Here is a 16,413-nt window from a genome sequence, read left to right as displayed (position 1 = left end):
GTGTTTACTCTAAAAACTTACCCATAATAAGCATTTTATCAGATATATCAAAAAGTTTTTTTAAAAAAAATCCAAGAACACAATCCTTCAATATCCTATTCTACTTAAAAACATCATTGTTTTTTATAAAAATATTTTAGTCTAATTAATGAATTGCTATTTTAAATTTTGATAATTATTTACTTAAGATCAAAATTTTTTAAAAATTTTCTTTATTATAAATAGAGGTATAATGATACTAATATCCAACATTATAAAATAATATTTTTATAAAAAAATAATTGTTACAATTAGGGTAAATTTTTATATCAAATAAAAATTAAACTATAAAATTTTTAATAAAGTATTCTTTTATAGTAATGGTATATTCATAAAAGTTTTACATTTTTTACTGATGTTGAGGTGTATAAGTGTTGGTTATAGGATTAACTGGATCCATTGGAACAGGAAAGACAACTGTAGCAGAATTTTTGAAAAAACAAAACATTTCAGTCATAAGTTCTGATGACATAGTTGATCAACTATATCATAATGAAGCAGTAGATGTAATTGGTAATTTTTTTCCTGAAACAATTCAAAATAACAAAGTGAATAAATATTATCTATTGGAAATATTACAAAAATACCCTGAAAAATTAGATATTCTTGAAAAGATCGTACATCCAATGGTTAGGCTTAATGAAAAAAAATTATTATATGAAATGTTTTATAGAGGAGAAAAAATAGTTTTTTTTGACACACCTTTGTTATTTGAGAAAAAAAAAGAGTATTTATTCGATGCAGTAGTCGTTGTTACTTGCAGCTTTGAAACACAACGTAATCGTGTTTTATCAAGGAAAAATTATACAGAAGAAAAATTTCGTTTTATTCTTTCTAAACAAATAAACGAAAAAGATAGAATATCTCGTGCTGATTATGTGCTAAACACAGAAGGAAAAATTGAGGCAATAGGAATAGAAATTCAGAAAATGCTCAAATATATTATTGATATAAGTGATTTTAAAAAACAAAATGCGTAAAATAATATTTGATATAGAAACCACAGGACTTGATGAAAAAAACGATAGAATAATTGAAATAGGAGCTATTGAGATATTAGATTATTCTAAAACTGGTAGAACTTTTCATACTTATATTTCTCCTGGCGATAGAAAAAATAGTACTGGTGCTTTTAAAGTACATCGTATAACAGACGATTTTTTAAAAAATAAGCCATCTTTTTCTTCAATTTTTCCCAAATTTTGGAATTTTTTTAATGATAAAAACGCAGAATGGATAGCTCATAATGCCAAATTCGATGTAGGTTTCATTAATGCTGAGTTACAACGAATAAACAAGGATCCTTTAGATCCATCAAGGATTACTGATACTTTATCAATTGCAAGACGTAAACATCCTTCGTCTAAGAATGATTTAAATTCCCTTTGTAAACGATATGGAATAGATATTTCTAATCGATCAAAACATGGAGCATTATTGGATTCTCATCTTCTTGCAGATGTTTATGTGCAAATGATGGTTGGAGGATCACAAATAGATTTTGGATTCAAAATAAACAAAGATTCCTCCTTTAAAAAAAGTGAAAATAAAACAATAGATATCTATTGTTTAAAACGAGATAAAAAGCTTGATGTGAGAATAACAAAAGAAGAACTGAATAGACATACTAAAACAATACAAATAATAGGGAAAAATGCTGTTTGGGATAAATATATCTTTTCTAATTAATAATTATTATTTGATTTTTTATCAATTATTCTTGGTTTTCTATTGAGTTTTTTTGTTGAAATAATTTTAAAAAATCAATTGTATCGATCATAAAAGGAGGAAAACCGCCATCTCTTATTGTATTCGAAATCATTTGTCTTACAAAAGGAAAAAGCAGATTAGGACATTCAACAAATAGAATATGCGGAATAGAATCTTTTGGACAACTTACAATCCTAAGAATTCCACTATATGAAATCTCTAAACTAAAAATTATTTTTTTATCGCTTTTAGCTTCAATATCAAATGAAAGAACAACATCAAAATCAGTATCAGAAATAGAATTTGAATTTACTTGTACATTGATTTGTATTGTGGGTTGCTGATTTTTAACATCAGAAAAACAGTAAGGAGCATTAGGAGATTCGAAAGATAAATCTTTGACATATTGATTTAAAATAATAAATTGTTGTTTTTGTTCCATTTCTAATCCTTTTTTATCGTCCTTATTGAATTTGAATCATACAACCCTTGCCTATGGAAGTATAAAAAGGTATTGTACTTAGTACGATTGAATATTACTATCCTTTGAGGTTATACATGTATTTTAAAAAATTTAAAACAGGCTTCAATCAAGATATGTTTTTTTTACAATTATGCCTTTCTTAATTTAAGATAAATAAAATTTGAAGTCATTACTACAATAAGCTTACTCAAACTTTAACAAAGATGGTTTTTATCAAAATGGATTTAGGTGATTTTTTGATACTTTTATTTGCTTTTATAACGATTTTTATTTTTTTACAGTTACGTAGTGTTTTAGGAAAAAAATCTACGCGTGAAAAACCTTTCCCAGATTATTTAAATGAAAAAAAGAAAAAATTCTCTCTTTCAAAAGAGGATACCTGGAATGTTTTGTCTTTTAAAAAAGTGAAAAAACAAGATATTTTAGATTCTGTTAATGAATTATTCCCTATCGGGACTCACCTTAATAAAACTATGCGAGATATTATTTCAATTTGTTCTAATTTCGATCCCAAAGATTTTTTGAATAATGCTCGTAGTTCTTACGAAACAATTGTTGATTCTTTTTTTGAAGGAAAGATTCATGAAATTGAGAAATTAGTCGATGGTAAAGTATATCAAGACTTTAATGATTCTCTTATGGAACGAAAATATAATGAAAAAAATGTTAAGTCAAGTCTCGTAGGTATAGACGATTTCAAAATTGTTAATGCAAGTATAGAGAATAATTCTATATATATAACAATACGTATAGTTGGGCAGTTTATTTCTGCTTCTTATGATAAAAATGATGCATTAATTTCTAGTGATCCTGAAATTTTTGGAAAAGTTATTGATGTATGGACTTTTACACGGAATGTTTCTTCTGATAATCCTAATTGGATATTAATTTCTACAAAACCAGGAGAATAAATATGATTTTTCTAACTTCTTTTTTGAAAATTTATTTCATTGTATCGGCAAATTAGAGAGTTTCCAAAAAAATATGACTAATGATATAAAAAAATCCAATTATAGTGCTGATTCGATAAAAGTTTTAAAAGGGTTAGACGCAGTTAAAAAAAGACCATCTATGTATATAGGTGATACAGATGATGGATCTGGATTGCACCATATGATATACGAGGTCTTAGATAATGCGATTGATGAAACACTGGAAGGATACGCAAATATTATTACTGTCACATTGAATATTGATGGTTCTTGTACAGTAAATGATAACGGACGTGGTATTCCAACAGATATCCATAAAGAAGAAGGTATATCTGCTGCAGAAGTTATTATGACCAGATTACATGCTGGAGGCAAATTTGATCAAAAATCTTATAAAGTATCAGGAGGATTGCATGGAGTTGGTGTATCTGTGGTTAATGCACTTTCTTCCTGGTTAAAATTAAAAGTTAAACGAGAAGGAAAAATATATGAAATTTCCTTTATCAATGGAATAGTAAATAGCCCATTAACTGTTACAGGTGATGCTTATAATGATACTGGCACAGAGGTGACTTTTTTGCCAAGTAGTGATATTTTTTCAACTCAAGAATTTAATTATGATATTTTAAAGCACAGGCTAAGAGAGCTTTCATTTTTAAATTCTGGCGTACAAATTTCTTTAATAGATAAACGTGTCCCTCAGTCTAAAGAAATAAAAATGTGTTATGAAGGCGGTATAAAAGCTTTTGTTTCTTATTTGAATAGACATAAAAAGCCATTGATACCAGATCCTATTAAAATCCAAGGCTTAAAGGATAATATTAGTGTTGATTTGGCAATGAGTTGGAATGATGGATATCATGAAAATGTTTTGTGTTTTACAAATAATATTCCTCAAAAAGATGGTGGGACTCATTTATCAGGGCTACGTTCTGCTCTAACCCGTCAAATAACTTCTTATGTAGAAAAAAGTTGTGGTTCTAAAAAAGATAAAAGATCAATTGTTGGTGATGATTGTAGAGAAGGATTTACATCAGTTCTTTCTATAAAAATGCATGATCCAAGGTTTTCTTCTCAAACTAAGGAGAAACTTGTATCATCAGAAGTTCGTTCTGTAGTAGAGGGTCTTGTTAATGATGGTCTTTCTTCTTGGCTAGAAGAACATCCTGTTGAAGCAAAAATTATAGTAAAAAAAGTTGTAGAAGCTTCTATGGTTAGAGATGCAGCTCGGCGTGCTCGAGATCTTACACGTCGTAAAGGTGTTCTAGATATAGCATCGCTACCAGGAAAATTAGCTGATTGTTCAGAAAGAGATCCTAAAAAATCAGAATTATTCTTAGTCGAAGGTGATTCTGCTGGTGGTTCTGCAAAGCAGGGTCGTTCACGCGAGAACCAAGCAATTTTACCTTTGCGTGGAAAAATTTTGAATGTAGAACGAGCCAGGTTTGATAAAATGCTATCAAGTCAAGAAATAGGAACCCTAATTACTGCTCTTGGAACAGGAATAGGACAAGATAGCTTCGATATCAATAAATTACGGTATCATAAAATTATAATTATGACAGATGCTGATGTTGATGGAGCTCATATTAGAACTCTTCTTTTAACATTTTTTTTTAGACAAATGCCCTCCTTAATACAAAATGGATTTTTATACATAATAAAACCTCCCCTATATGGAATCACAAGAGGCAAGTCTTTGGAATATGTTAAAGATGAAGAATCTCTTGAGGATTATTTAATAAACCAATCTCTTTTGGAAAAAATAGAACTTTATTGTGATGATACAAAAACAATAAGTGGAGATAATTTACGAAATTTTATATATGAAGGTTTAAAAATAGATAAGATAATCAGAAATTTTTATCCAAACCATGATAGAAAATTAATTGAACAAGCAGTAATTTCTGGTATTTTTAATTATGAAAGTAATCAAGAAATTAATATAGATCTTGCTTCTAAGTTAGCAAATAGATTAAATTTTATTATAGAAAAATCTGAAAGTTCTTGGTCTGGTAGCATTATTAATAATTCTGATATAGTAGTTAATCGCATATCACGTGGTGTTAAAGAACAATTTATTATCGAAGGATCTTCTATTCTTGCTTTTGGAGCTAAGTATAAGAGAATCTTGTCAGAAGGAATTGAGGAAAATTATTTAAAAATTCTATATTTGGTTTTTAATGGAGAAAAAATAAAAATAACAGGACCTTGTTCTCTATTAGATGCGGTATTTTCTATAGGTAGAAAAGGTGTTTCCATGCAACGTTACAAAGGACTAGGAGAAATGAATGCTAGTCAGCTTTGGGAGACTACATTAAATCCAGAAACCCGTTCTTTATTGCGAGTTAAAATAAACGATGCTTCTCAAGCAGATGACTTATTTTCTCGTTTGATGGGTGATGAAGTGGAGCCACGTAGAGAATTTATACAAGAAAACTCATTATCTGCTACTATTGATATATAGTTTTTTTTAAAATATTAATCAATTAATTTTTCTTTTTTAAGATCATTAATAAGTTCTGTAATAGGAAGTCCAACTATAGCAAAATAACTTCCTTTAATTGAGCTAAATAATTGAATACCTTCTTTATCAATTTGATAAGAACCTACACTTAACAAAGCTTTTTTACCAATTTTTTTTAAATAATTTCTAATTAATTCTTCAGAAAATTTGTACATAGTCAATTGTGCTATAGAAATATGGTGACATAAAACCTTACAGTTTTTTACTATAACATATGCACTTCCAATACGATGTTTCTTACCAGATAATTTTAATAAGTTTTTTTCTGCTTCCAACATATTTGCAGGCTTATGATAGATATCATTACCCAAAGACATAGTCTGATCACATCCTATGACAACAGATTGAGGATATCTATTGCTTACTTCTATAGCTTTTTTCTCTGCTAATATGAGTGCAACTTTTTCAGATCTTTTTCTATCGGAGATATCTATTTTTTTTTCTATTTCTCTTTCATCAATATTAGGTTTCACAATCGAAAAATCAATACCAGAATTTTCCATGATTGTTTTACGAGACAAACTAGAAGATGCTAAAATAATATTTTTTGACATATTTTTTATATATATAAACCATTTTTTAATAATAAAGACATAATATTTTATACATTGTTAAATAGTTATTTTTCCACTACATGCATCCTTTTAAAATATTTTTATAATTATTTAATATACTGCCTGTAAAAAAGTAAATTAATTATTAACCTATTATGAATAAATTTCATATTTTTCCAAAGAATTGAAATATTCATCTATTTTAACTTTTTAATAACTTATTAAATTGTTATACATTATTATAACTTGATAAGTGATTGATTTATCTTCTATAAATTATAGAAAATATTAATCATTTAAAAAAAAATTTTTTCTGTTAATTGTAGATAATTTATTCATAAGTTTAATATAGTGTGTATTATAGAATAATTACCGTTATTTACACACAATAATAATAATAAGTTTTTATAAAAATAATTAATTATTTATGAAAGAAAACAAACAAAAAATAATTAAAGTTTTAGAAGGAAATGTAATTAATCCTCCACCTATTTGGCTTATGCGACAAGCAGGAAGATATTTGCCAGAATATAGGGAAATACGTAAACATTTTAAAAACTTTTTGGATATGTGTTATACACCTGATTGTGTTGTAGAATTAACTTTACAACCTATACGTAGATATAATTTTGATGCTGCTATCTTATTCTCTGATATTCTCGTTATAGCTGATGCTCTAGGTAGAAATGTTCGTTTTATAGAAAATGAAGGTCCTAAAATGGATCCTATAACTGATAAAGATATATATTTGTTAAATCAAAATGTTGATATGATTATTGAATATCTTTCGCCAATATTTAAATCTATTTCTATTTTACGAAAAAAGTTACCTATTCACACAACATTAATTGGATTTTGTGGTGCACCATGGACTGTTGCTTCATATATGATATCTGGTGGTTCTATAAAAGATCATGCTAAAAATCGTCTTTTTGCATATCAAAATCCTCGTGCATTTAATTGGCTTTTAGATTTTTTATCTGATATTTCTGCAGAATATTTAATAGCTCAGATTAATTCAGGAGTTGATGTAATTCAAATATTTGATACACATGCTGGTTGTCTTGGTGCATATGAATTTGAAAATTATGCTGCTAAGTCGGTTGGTCGCATAATATCTAAAGTTAGAAATAAATTTCAAAATGCTAAATTTATTAGTTTTTCTAAAGGTGCTGGATATATGCTTAAAAACTATCGTAGTTTGACTGATTCTGACGCTATAGGGCTTGATTGGTCTGTTCCCCTATCATTTGCTTCTGAGCTTCAAAAGGAAGGTCCTGTTCAAGGAAACCTTGATCCTATGCGTTTATTAGCTGGCAATCAAGTAATGATAGATGGAGTTAATGCTATCTTAGATGCATTAAGTTCTGGTCCGTTTATTTTTAATCTTGGTCATGGCATTACTCCTCAGGTTGATCCTAAGAATGTTTTTGATTTAGTTAAAAATATACGTTTGGAGAATAATTAATGAAGTTTTTACTGTCAGACTTTAAGGGTAAAAGAATACAGAATATAGCTTTTCTTGCATTATTTTTATTTTTATTTTTATCTTTATTTTTATTTTTTTTTTTTACGGCTAAATTTGATTTATGTGTAAAAAGTATACACATAATATCTGTAATATCTTGGATGGCAGGATTATTGTACATGCCAAGGATTTTTGTTTATCACAGTTTATCATTGCCACATACAGATCAATATAAAACTTTTGAAATTATGGAGGAAAGACTTTTAAAAGTTATAATGAATCCAGCTATGGTATTGTCATGGATATGTGGTATATATTTATCATTAAAAACTTCTTATACTAATATTGGTTGGTTGCGTATAAAAGTAATTTTTGTTTTCATTCTATCTTTTTATCATATTTATTTAGCTTTTTTAATGAAAAAATTACGTTGTAAAAAATCGTCTCACAGTCCAACATATTTTAAAATTATAAATGAAGTACCAACTTTAGTTATGATTGTTATTGTATTTTTATCTGTTATAAAGCCTTTTTAGTTTTTTTTTTGATTTTATATTCATTTTCATATATTCTATTTGATAGTTGTTATCAATTAGCTCTTGTATTTGTTGATTGGTATCTTTAAAGCATATATTTCTTTTGTGCTTTTTATTCCCTAATTTGTTCGTTTTTTATTATTAAATATAATCTAGGTGGTATATCTATGTCTGAAATGAAGCTTCAAGAGCTTAAAAATAAGTCTCCAACTAAACTTCTTGCTTTTGCTGAATCACTTGATATAGAAAATGCTAACGTTATGCGTAAGCAAGAACTTATGTTCTCTATATTAAAAGTTTTATCTGGTAGAGATGTAGAAATTATAGGGGAAGGAGTTATTGAAGTTCTTCAAGATGGTTTTGGTTTCTTACGTTCTCCTGATGCTAATTATTTAGCTGGTCCAGATGATATTTATGTTTCTCCTTCTCAAATTAGGATTTTTTCTTTAAAAACAGGCGATACAATTGAAGGACCAATTCGTGCTCCTAAAGAAGGAGAACGATATTTTGCTCTTTTAAAAGTAAATTCTATTAATTTTGATGTTCCAGAAAGAGTGAGAAACAAAATATATTTTGATAATTTAACACCCCTTTATCCAAACAAGAGATTTAATATGGAGTTGAATGATCCTGAAAATAAAGATATATCCTCTCGTATTATTGATTTAATAGCTCCCATTGGAAAAGGACAAAGAAGCTTAATAGTTGCTCCTCCCCGTACTGGTAAGACAATTCTTTTGCAAAGTATAGCTCATTCAATTAAAAAAAATCATCCAGAATGTTATTTAATTGTATTGCTTATTGATGAAAGGCCAGAGGAAGTAACTGATATGCAGAGATCTGTACAGGGAGAAGTTATATCTTCAACATTTGATGAATCTGCGGCTCGTCATGTACAAGTTGCTGAAATGGTTATTTCAAAGGCTAAATGTCTTGTAGAGTATGGACTTGACGTTGTAATACTTTTAGATTCGATAACTCGTTTGTGTCGTGCTTATAATGTTTTAATGCCATCTTCAGGGAAAATCTTGACTGGGGGAGTGGATGCAAACGCACTTCAGCGTCCAAAAAGATTTTTTGGTGCAGCTAGAAATATAAAAGAAGGTGGATCTCTTACTATTATTGCTACTGCATTAGTAGATACTGGAAGTCGTATGGATGAAGTGATTTTTGAGGAATTTAAGGGTACTGGTAATTCCGAAATAGTTCTAGAAAGAAAAATAGCAGATAAGCGTATTTTCCCTGCTATGGATATTATTAAATCTGGAACTCGTAAAGAAGATTATTTAATAGAAAAGCAAGATCTTCAAAAAGTTTTTATGTTGCGTAGAGTTGTTTCTTCTATGAATAGTTCTGATGCTATAGAATTTTTAATTGATAAGATAAAACAAACCAAAGATAATAAAGAATTTTTTTATTCTATGAATAAACAAAATTGATTTAAAATAATTTTGAAACTATTGAAATTAATTGTTAATGGATTATAAAAAAGAAACAATTTTTGCTTTATCAACTGGAAGTCCTCCATCAGCTATTTCTATAATTCGTTTGTCAGGTCCTTCTTGTTTTAAGGTTTGTGAATTTATATGTAAGCAAAAAAATTCTTTTCCACGTATAGCATCGTTGAGATCTTTTTTTAGTTCAGATTATAGAATACTAGATAAAGGTTTATTGATTACTTTTCCTGCACCAAAATCTTTTACAGGTGAAGATTCTGCTGAGTTTCATGTTCATGGTGGTATTGCAGTTATAAATAGTATATTGGAAGAATTAGCAAAAATTCCAAATTTACGCCTTGCAAATCCAGGAGAATTTTCTCGTAGAGCTTTTGAAAATGGTAAAATTGATTTAGTTGAGGCGGAAAGTTTAGCTGATTTAATTTCTTCTGAAACTGAAATGCAACGTCGTCTATCAATGGAAGGAATGTCTGGAAAGTTATCTAATTTATATAATAAATGGATAGATAAGTTAACATATATACGTTCTTTTATAGAAGCTGATTTAGATTTTTCAGATGAAGAAGATGTTCAAAAAAATTTTTCTACAGAAGTATTGAATGATATTTTTCTTCTTAAGAATGAGATTTATTCTCATATATCTAGAGGAAGATTAGGTGAAATTATTCGTAATGGTTATAAAATTGTTATTTCAGGAAATTCTAATGCAGGAAAGTCAAGTTTATTTAATGCACTAGCGAAAAGAGAAATTGCTATTGTTACTGATATTCCTGGTACAACTCGTGATATTCTTACAATAGATTTAGATTTAGAAGGATATCTTGTAAAAATATCGGATACTGCTGGTATTCGTGAGACTGACGATATTGTTGAAAAAGAAGGTATTAAAAGAGCATTTATTGAAGTAGAAAGTGCTGATTTAATTTTATTATTGCAGGAAATTAATTCAAAAACAGAAATTTCTTTTCCTAACAATATTGATTTTATTTTTGTTGGGACAAAAAGCGATATTCATACTACTAATTTTCAAAAATATGATCAGATTATATCTAGCGTTACAGGAGAAGGCTTAGAAGAATTAATCAATAAAATTAAATTTATTATTTCTAATAAATTTAATAAAATTTCTTTTTCTATTCCTAGTCATAAAAGACATTTAGAACATTTATCTAAAACTATAGAATATTTAGAAATGATTTCTTTAGATAAAGAAGAATTTAGGTTAGATATTATTGCTGAAAATTTACGTTTGGCATCATCTTCTTTAGGGAGAATAACAGGACATGTTGATGTAGAACAATTACTTGATATAATTTTTTCAAAGTTTTGTATAGGAAAGTGATTTTTCGCAATATGAGGTAAGTTATGATAAATAGGTCTTATGATGTTGTCGTTATTGGGGGCGGACATGCTGGTTGTGAAGCGGCAGCAGCAGCAGCAAGACTAGGTGCTTATACGGCTCTTATAACCCATAAAATTTCTACTATAGGAGCTATGTCGTGTAATCCTGCTATTGGAGGGCTCGGGAAAGGTCATCTTGTTAGAGAAATAGATGCTTTAGATGGTTTAATGGGTCGTATTGCTGATGCTTCTGGTATTCAGTTTCGTATATTAAATATTAAAAAAGGACCAGCAGTACGTGGCCCAAGAACTCAAGCAGATCGAGAATTATATCGTTCGGCTATGCAGAAAGAAATTTTATCTCAAGAAAATATAGATGTAATCCAAGGTGCGGTAACGGCCTTTAATGTAGAAAACAATAGAATTACTTCTATAACAATGGAAGAAAATAATGTTATAAGATGTTCTTCTGTAGTTTTAACAGCAGGAACATTTTTAAGAGGTATTATACATATAGGAAAATTAAAAATTCCAGCAGGAAGGATGGGTGATATTCCATCAAATGCTCTTTTGGATAGTTTTATGAAGTTTAATTTTGATATAGGGCGTCTTAAAACTGGGACTCCTGCTCGACTTGATGGAAGAACTATTTTATGGGAAAAAATAGAAAAACAATATGCGGATGATAATTTAGTTCCTTTTTCTTTTATGACAGATAAAATCACTAATAAGCAAGTTGAATGTGGAATTACTAGAACAAATTTAGATACACATCGTATTATTATTGATAACATAAAACATTCTGCTATTTATTCAGGTGATATTAAATCTTCTGGCCCGCGATATTGTCCATCAATAGAAGATAAAATCATTAGGTTTGGAGAACGTAATGGGCATCAGGTTTTTTTAGAACCAGAAGGACTTAATACTGATATAGTATATCCTAATGGGATATCTACCGCCTTACCAGAAGAAATACAACATCAATTTATTCGCACAATTCCAGGTTTAGAAGAGGTAAAGATTATTAGTCCTGGTTATGCTATTGAATATGACTATGTAAATCCTAAAGAACTATTCCCAACTTTAGAAAATAAAAAAATTTCTGGTTTGTTTTTAGCTGGACAAATCAATGGAACGACAGGATATGAAGAAGCAGCTGCTCAAGGATTGGTTGCTGGCATCAATTCTGCTCGAAAATCTAAAGGATTAGATTGTGTTTTTTTTAGTAGAACTGATTCTTATATTGGAGTTATGATAGATGATTTAACTTCTAAAGGAGTTTTAGAGCCTTATAGAATGTTTACTTCACGTTCGGAATATCGCCTTTCTCTTCGTCCAGATAATGCTGATAATAGATTAACTCCTATTGGTATAGAATGGGGGTGCGTTGGGAATAAAAGAATAGAGCGTTTTAAAAATTACATGCAAGAATATAATTTTCTTAGTAACATGCTTAGATCTTTGGTTTTAACTTCCAAAAATACTTCTTCTTTTATGTCTCTTAAAAAATGTGGAAAAATTATTACTGCGTATGATTATTTGTCGTATCCAGATTTTTCTACTAAAAATCTTTTTTCTATATGTCCTGATGCATGTAAATTTTCTTCAATTGTCCTTGAAAGGCTTCAGATTGAAGCTACTTATAGTGTTTATACAAATAGGCAAATGATAGAAGCAAGAGAAATTAGATTTGAAGAAAAGAGATTGATTCCAAATGATTTTGATTATTATTCTCTTCCTGCATTGTCTAATGAGTTAAAAGAGAAATTATCTCGCGTAAAACCTTTTAATTTGTTACAGGCGTCTAAAATTGAAGGTATGACTCCTGCAGCTTTAAATTTACTATTGATTTATCTTAAAAAAAATGTTGCTATAAAGGTAAATAAAATAGTTTAATATAAAATATTACGGTTTGAGTGGTATATTGAGAAAAAATTATTTTTTAAACAAATATAATGTTTCACGTGAAACATTAGAAAAATTAGAGTATTTTCATTTTTTATTTCTAAAATGGTCAAAAAAAATAAATTTAGTATCATCTTCTACTGTAGATTTTTTTTGGGAACGTCATGTTGAAGATAGCTTGAGAATATTCCAATTGCATCCTTATCCTTCTACTTGGATTGACCTTGGTAGTGGAGGTGGTTTTCCTGGAATTGTTACTTCTATTCAACTTGCAAGTATTGGTGGAGGATTGGTTAATTTGGTTGAATCTAATAACAAAAAAGCTAGTTTTTTGCGATATGTTATTCAGAAAACCGAAGCCAGGGGCAAGGTTTTTCATTGCCGTATTCAAGATGCTTATAAAATAATTACAAAATGTGATGTTATATCTGCAAGGGCATTAGCAAGTCTTGATAATCTTTTGGAATATAGTTTTCCTTGGCTTTCGAAAAACGTTCATACTAAAGCTTTTTTTTATAAAGGATGTAATTATGAATTAGAAATTTATAAAGCAAAGAAAGAATGGAATTTTTCTTTTATAAAACATAATAGCCTTGTTAAGAATGATTCTATTGTTTTAGAAATATCTCATGTAAATCGTATTCTAAAGTCTTAAATACTAAAGGGGTAGTCATGAAAGGGAAAAATAGTCGTATTATTACTATAGCTAATCAAAAAGGAGGAGTAGGTAAAACTACAACAGCTATTAATCTTTCTACTGCTTTAGCAGCTATTGGAGAAAATGTTTTATTGATTGATTTAGATCCTCAGGGTAATGCTAGTACTGGACTTGGAATTGAATTGGAAAATAGAGAATATTCTTCATATGAAGTATTAGTCGGAGAAAAAAACATTGATCAAGTTTTAATTCAAACCGCTATTCCTAAGTTATCAATTATTCCTTCTACTATGGATTTATTAGGAATAGAAATGCAGATAGGTAGTGAAAAAGATAGATTGTTTCGTCTTGATAAGGCTTTGTCTTCCCAATTAAAAAGCGATTTTTCCTATATCTTCCTAGATTGTCCTCCTTCTTTTAATTTGTTAACTATGAATGCTATGGCAGCTTCTGATTCAATACTGGTTCCGCTACAATGTGAATTTTTTGCTTTAGAAGGATTAAGTCAGCTTTTAGAAACAGTTGAGGAAGTTCGTCGTACGGTTAATTCTTCTCTTGATATACAAGGTATTATATTAACTATGTTTGATTCTAGGAATAGTTTATCTCAACAAGTTGTTTCTGATGTTAGGAATAATCTTGGAGAAAAAGTATATAATACTGTAATCCCAAGAAATGTTAGAATTTCCGAAGCTCCATCTCATGGAAAACCTGCTATTATATATGATATAAAATGTGCAGGAAGTCAGGCATATTTAAAATTAGCTTCAGAATTAATACAACAAGAACGTCAAAGAAAAGAAGCTGCTTAATTTGTTTGAGGAGGAAAAATGTCAAATAATTATTCTAAACGTCGTCTTGGTCGTGGACTTGCTACTTTGATTGGAGATATTAGTCCATCTATTGATTCTAGTGAAAAAAAAAGAAAAGATTCATTTGAATCTCAAAATTATATATCGATTCATTCTATAGTGCCTAATCCTAGTAATCCTCGAGATTATTTTGATTCAGAAGAATTAGAAGGACTTTGTGAATCAATAAAATCTCATGGTATAATACAGCCAATAATTGTGCGTGCAACAGATAATGGATTATATAAAATAATTGCTGGTGAAAGACGTTTTCGAGCTGCTAAAATGGCTTCTTTATCAGATATTCCTGTTATTATTCGCAATATAGATAATAAATCTTCTCTTGAAATTGCAATCATAGAAAATATTCAGCGTAAAGATTTAAATCCTTTAGAAGAATCTTTGGGGTATGAAAAATTAATTTCTGAATATGGATATACACAAAATGATTTAGGATCTATTGTAGGCAAAAGTCGTAGTCACATTGCAAATATATTGAGGATTTTAAAACTACCTGATTCTGTTAAAGATATGATTTGTAAAGAAGATATCTCTTTAGGTCATGCTCGTGCTTTGGTTTTAACATCTGATCCTTTAACTCTTGCAAAAATTATTGTTGATCAAAAAATGTCAGTGCGTGATACAGAAGAATTGGTTAAAGGAAAATATAATAAAGAAGGAATAATCAACAAACCATTTAAAACAAATATTAGTAAAAAAAATGATTTTTCTGATTTAGAAAAAAAGATATCTACTGTAATTGGTTTAAATGTTTGTATAAAAAATAGCAATAATAAAGGTCAATTTTGTATTAAATATGAAAATAATGATCAATTCAAGCTAATATGTTCTTTATTAGGTGAAAATGATTCTTAAATATCTCATATCTTTACATGTTATCATAAGGAGCTTTTCCTTTATTAGGTATTTCTGAAATTAGTAATATAGTTTGATATATTATACTTTTCTCCAGAGATCTTTTTTTTCTTGTAATACTAATTGTTTGAGCGATTTTATATAAAGCTTTTTTTACAATAACTTTATTCCAAATTTGTAAGGATTTTTGTAATAATATCTTTTTTTTAGGAATAATGTTTTTTTCAATTTTTTGGATTATTTGTTCAAATGATATATTAGAGTATTCTTTTTCTATATGAATTTTATCTAATAACTGAAATTTTTGTAAAAATCCATGTAGTAGAGCATGTGAAGACATTTTTGATGTAAAAAAAAAATCAGTTAGCATAATCGCATTATATGTTTTCCCTTGTAAAACAGCATTAATAATTTCTTCAATATATAATACGTGCGTATCACAAATTATATTTTTTACATGTTCTTCTGTTATTAAACTATCTTCTAAACAATAAGATGATAATTTTTGAATTTCATTTCTAGAAGAAATTCTATCTCCTCCTAAGTTTTCAAGTAATATATTTTTTGCTTCTATAGAAATTGATTTTTTATTTAATAATAGATTTTCTTTTATTAAGTTCATTAAATCAATTTTAGTATCAGGATAGCAAGATATAGCAAGAACATTTTTAAATTTTTCTGCTATCTTTTTTAAAATATTCCCTTTTTTCATTTCATAAGACTTAATAATAATAGTACTATTATTATTATTTTCTGTAATTATTTCTTCTAAACATTTAATAACGTTTTTTTCATTAGATAGGTTTTCGATTAAAATTATTTTTTTTTCATTAAATAAACCTATTGAATTTATTGCATTCCACAATATTACTGGATCTTTTTGAATTTCTATAGAATTTAGCACAATAATATCAAATGAATTATTATACGTAATACGTATTCTTTCTTTAAATTTATTAATTAATTCAAATATTAATCCTTTATCTGATCCATAAAAAATGAACACAAAATGAGAAAGACAAAGTTCTTGGGTGGATTTTTTAATGAATTCATATGATTTGATTATGGGCAT

General features: G+C 28.2%; 15 protein-coding genes. 12 read left to right on the top strand and 3 right to left on the bottom strand.

Annotated elements, in window-relative coordinates; genetic code table 11:
• Positions 1 to 410 precede the first annotated feature (410 nt).
• Together coaE and dnaQ are read left to right on the top strand one after the other, a co-directional pair.
• Entirely contained in the window at positions 411 to 1,019 is a 609-nt protein-coding gene (coaE, locus tag GY664_RS02510) for a dephospho-CoA kinase (protein ID WP_333947888.1), read from the top strand.
• Positions 1,012 to 1,728 (top strand): DNA polymerase III subunit epsilon, encoded by a 717-nt coding sequence (dnaQ, locus tag GY664_RS02505; protein ID WP_333947887.1) that lies wholly within the window; start codon positions 1,012 to 1,014, stop codon positions 1,726 to 1,728. The genes coaE and dnaQ overlap by 8 nt, the downstream gene beginning before the upstream one ends.
• Before the next feature lie 25 nt (positions 1,729 to 1,753).
• On the opposite strand, the gene secB is transcribed toward dnaQ, so the two are convergent.
• The gene (secB, locus tag GY664_RS02500; RefSeq protein WP_333947886.1) at positions 1,754 to 2,191 is read right to left on the bottom strand and encodes a protein-export chaperone SecB; all 438 of its coding nucleotides are present in this window, start codon (positions 2,189 to 2,191) and stop codon (positions 1,754 to 1,756) included.
• A gap of 260 nt (positions 2,192 to 2,451) precedes the next feature.
• Here secB and GY664_RS02495 point away from each other — a divergent pair, with 260 nt between their 5' ends.
• Positions 2,452 to 3,144, top strand: coding sequence for a Tim44/TimA family putative adaptor protein (locus GY664_RS02495; protein ID WP_333947885.1), 693 nt, complete (start codon positions 2,452 to 2,454; stop codon positions 3,142 to 3,144).
• Positions 3,145 to 3,217: 73 nt separating this feature from the next.
• A complete protein-coding gene (gene gyrB / locus GY664_RS02490; RefSeq protein ID WP_333947884.1) occupies positions 3,218 to 5,632 on the top strand; it encodes a DNA topoisomerase (ATP-hydrolyzing) subunit B in 2,415 nt (804 codons plus the stop codon).
• Between the two features lie 14 nt (positions 5,633 to 5,646).
• Here gyrB and GY664_RS02485 read toward each other — a convergent pair whose 3' ends face one another.
• Positions 5,647 to 6,246: a Maf family protein gene (locus GY664_RS02485; protein ID WP_333947883.1), complete on the bottom strand. Its 600-nt coding sequence runs from the start codon at positions 6,244 to 6,246 to the stop codon at positions 5,647 to 5,649.
• Positions 6,247 to 6,673: 427 nt separating this feature from the next.
• Here GY664_RS02485 and hemE point away from each other — a divergent pair, with 427 nt between their 5' ends.
• The 8 genes from hemE (at position 6,674) to GY664_RS02445 (ending at position 15,341) form a co-directional block, all read left to right on the top strand.
• Positions 6,674 to 7,714, top strand: a complete 1,041-nt coding sequence (gene hemE, locus GY664_RS02480; RefSeq protein WP_333947882.1) for a uroporphyrinogen decarboxylase — start codon at positions 6,674 to 6,676, stop codon at positions 7,712 to 7,714.
• Positions 7,714 to 8,250: a protoporphyrinogen oxidase HemJ gene (hemJ, locus tag GY664_RS02475; protein WP_333947881.1), complete on the top strand. Its 537-nt coding sequence runs from the start codon at positions 7,714 to 7,716 to the stop codon at positions 8,248 to 8,250. Before hemE ends, hemJ begins: the two co-directional genes overlap by 1 nt.
• Positions 8,251 to 8,417: 167 nt before the next feature.
• Entirely contained in the window at positions 8,418 to 9,689 is a 1,272-nt protein-coding gene (gene rho / locus GY664_RS02470; protein ID WP_333947880.1) for a transcription termination factor Rho, read from the top strand.
• 37 nt (positions 9,690 to 9,726) lie between these two features.
• Positions 9,727 to 11,049, top strand: a complete 1,323-nt coding sequence (gene mnmE / locus GY664_RS02465) for a tRNA uridine-5-carboxymethylaminomethyl(34) synthesis GTPase MnmE (protein WP_333947879.1) — start codon at positions 9,727 to 9,729, stop codon at positions 11,047 to 11,049.
• Positions 11,050 to 11,072: 23 nt separating this feature from the next.
• A complete protein-coding gene (gene mnmG / locus GY664_RS02460; protein ID WP_333947878.1) occupies positions 11,073 to 12,947 on the top strand; it encodes a tRNA uridine-5-carboxymethylaminomethyl(34) synthesis enzyme MnmG in 1,875 nt (624 codons plus the stop codon).
• Positions 12,948 to 12,975: 28 nt separating this feature from the next.
• A complete protein-coding gene (rsmG, locus tag GY664_RS02455; RefSeq protein ID WP_333947877.1) occupies positions 12,976 to 13,611 on the top strand; it encodes a 16S rRNA (guanine(527)-N(7))-methyltransferase RsmG in 636 nt (211 codons plus the stop codon).
• Positions 13,612 to 13,628: 17 nt separating this feature from the next.
• Positions 13,629 to 14,426: a ParA family protein gene (locus tag GY664_RS02450; protein ID WP_333947876.1), complete on the top strand. Its 798-nt coding sequence runs from the start codon at positions 13,629 to 13,631 to the stop codon at positions 14,424 to 14,426.
• A gap of 18 nt (positions 14,427 to 14,444) precedes the next feature.
• Positions 14,445 to 15,341 (top strand): ParB/RepB/Spo0J family partition protein, encoded by an 897-nt coding sequence (locus tag GY664_RS02445; RefSeq protein ID WP_333947875.1) that lies wholly within the window; start codon positions 14,445 to 14,447, stop codon positions 15,339 to 15,341.
• A 13-nt stretch (positions 15,342 to 15,354) separates the two neighbouring features.
• On the opposite strand, the gene holA is transcribed toward GY664_RS02445, so the two are convergent.
• Entirely contained in the window at positions 15,355 to 16,413 is a 1,059-nt protein-coding gene (holA, locus tag GY664_RS02440) for a DNA polymerase III subunit delta (protein ID WP_333947874.1), read from the bottom strand.

Source organism: Candidatus Liberibacter brunswickensis, assembly GCF_036858155.1.
Taxonomy (GTDB): Bacteria; Pseudomonadota; Alphaproteobacteria; order Rhizobiales; family Rhizobiaceae; genus Liberibacter; species Liberibacter brunswickensis.
This window is presented reverse-complemented; position numbering and strand designations above follow the sequence as displayed.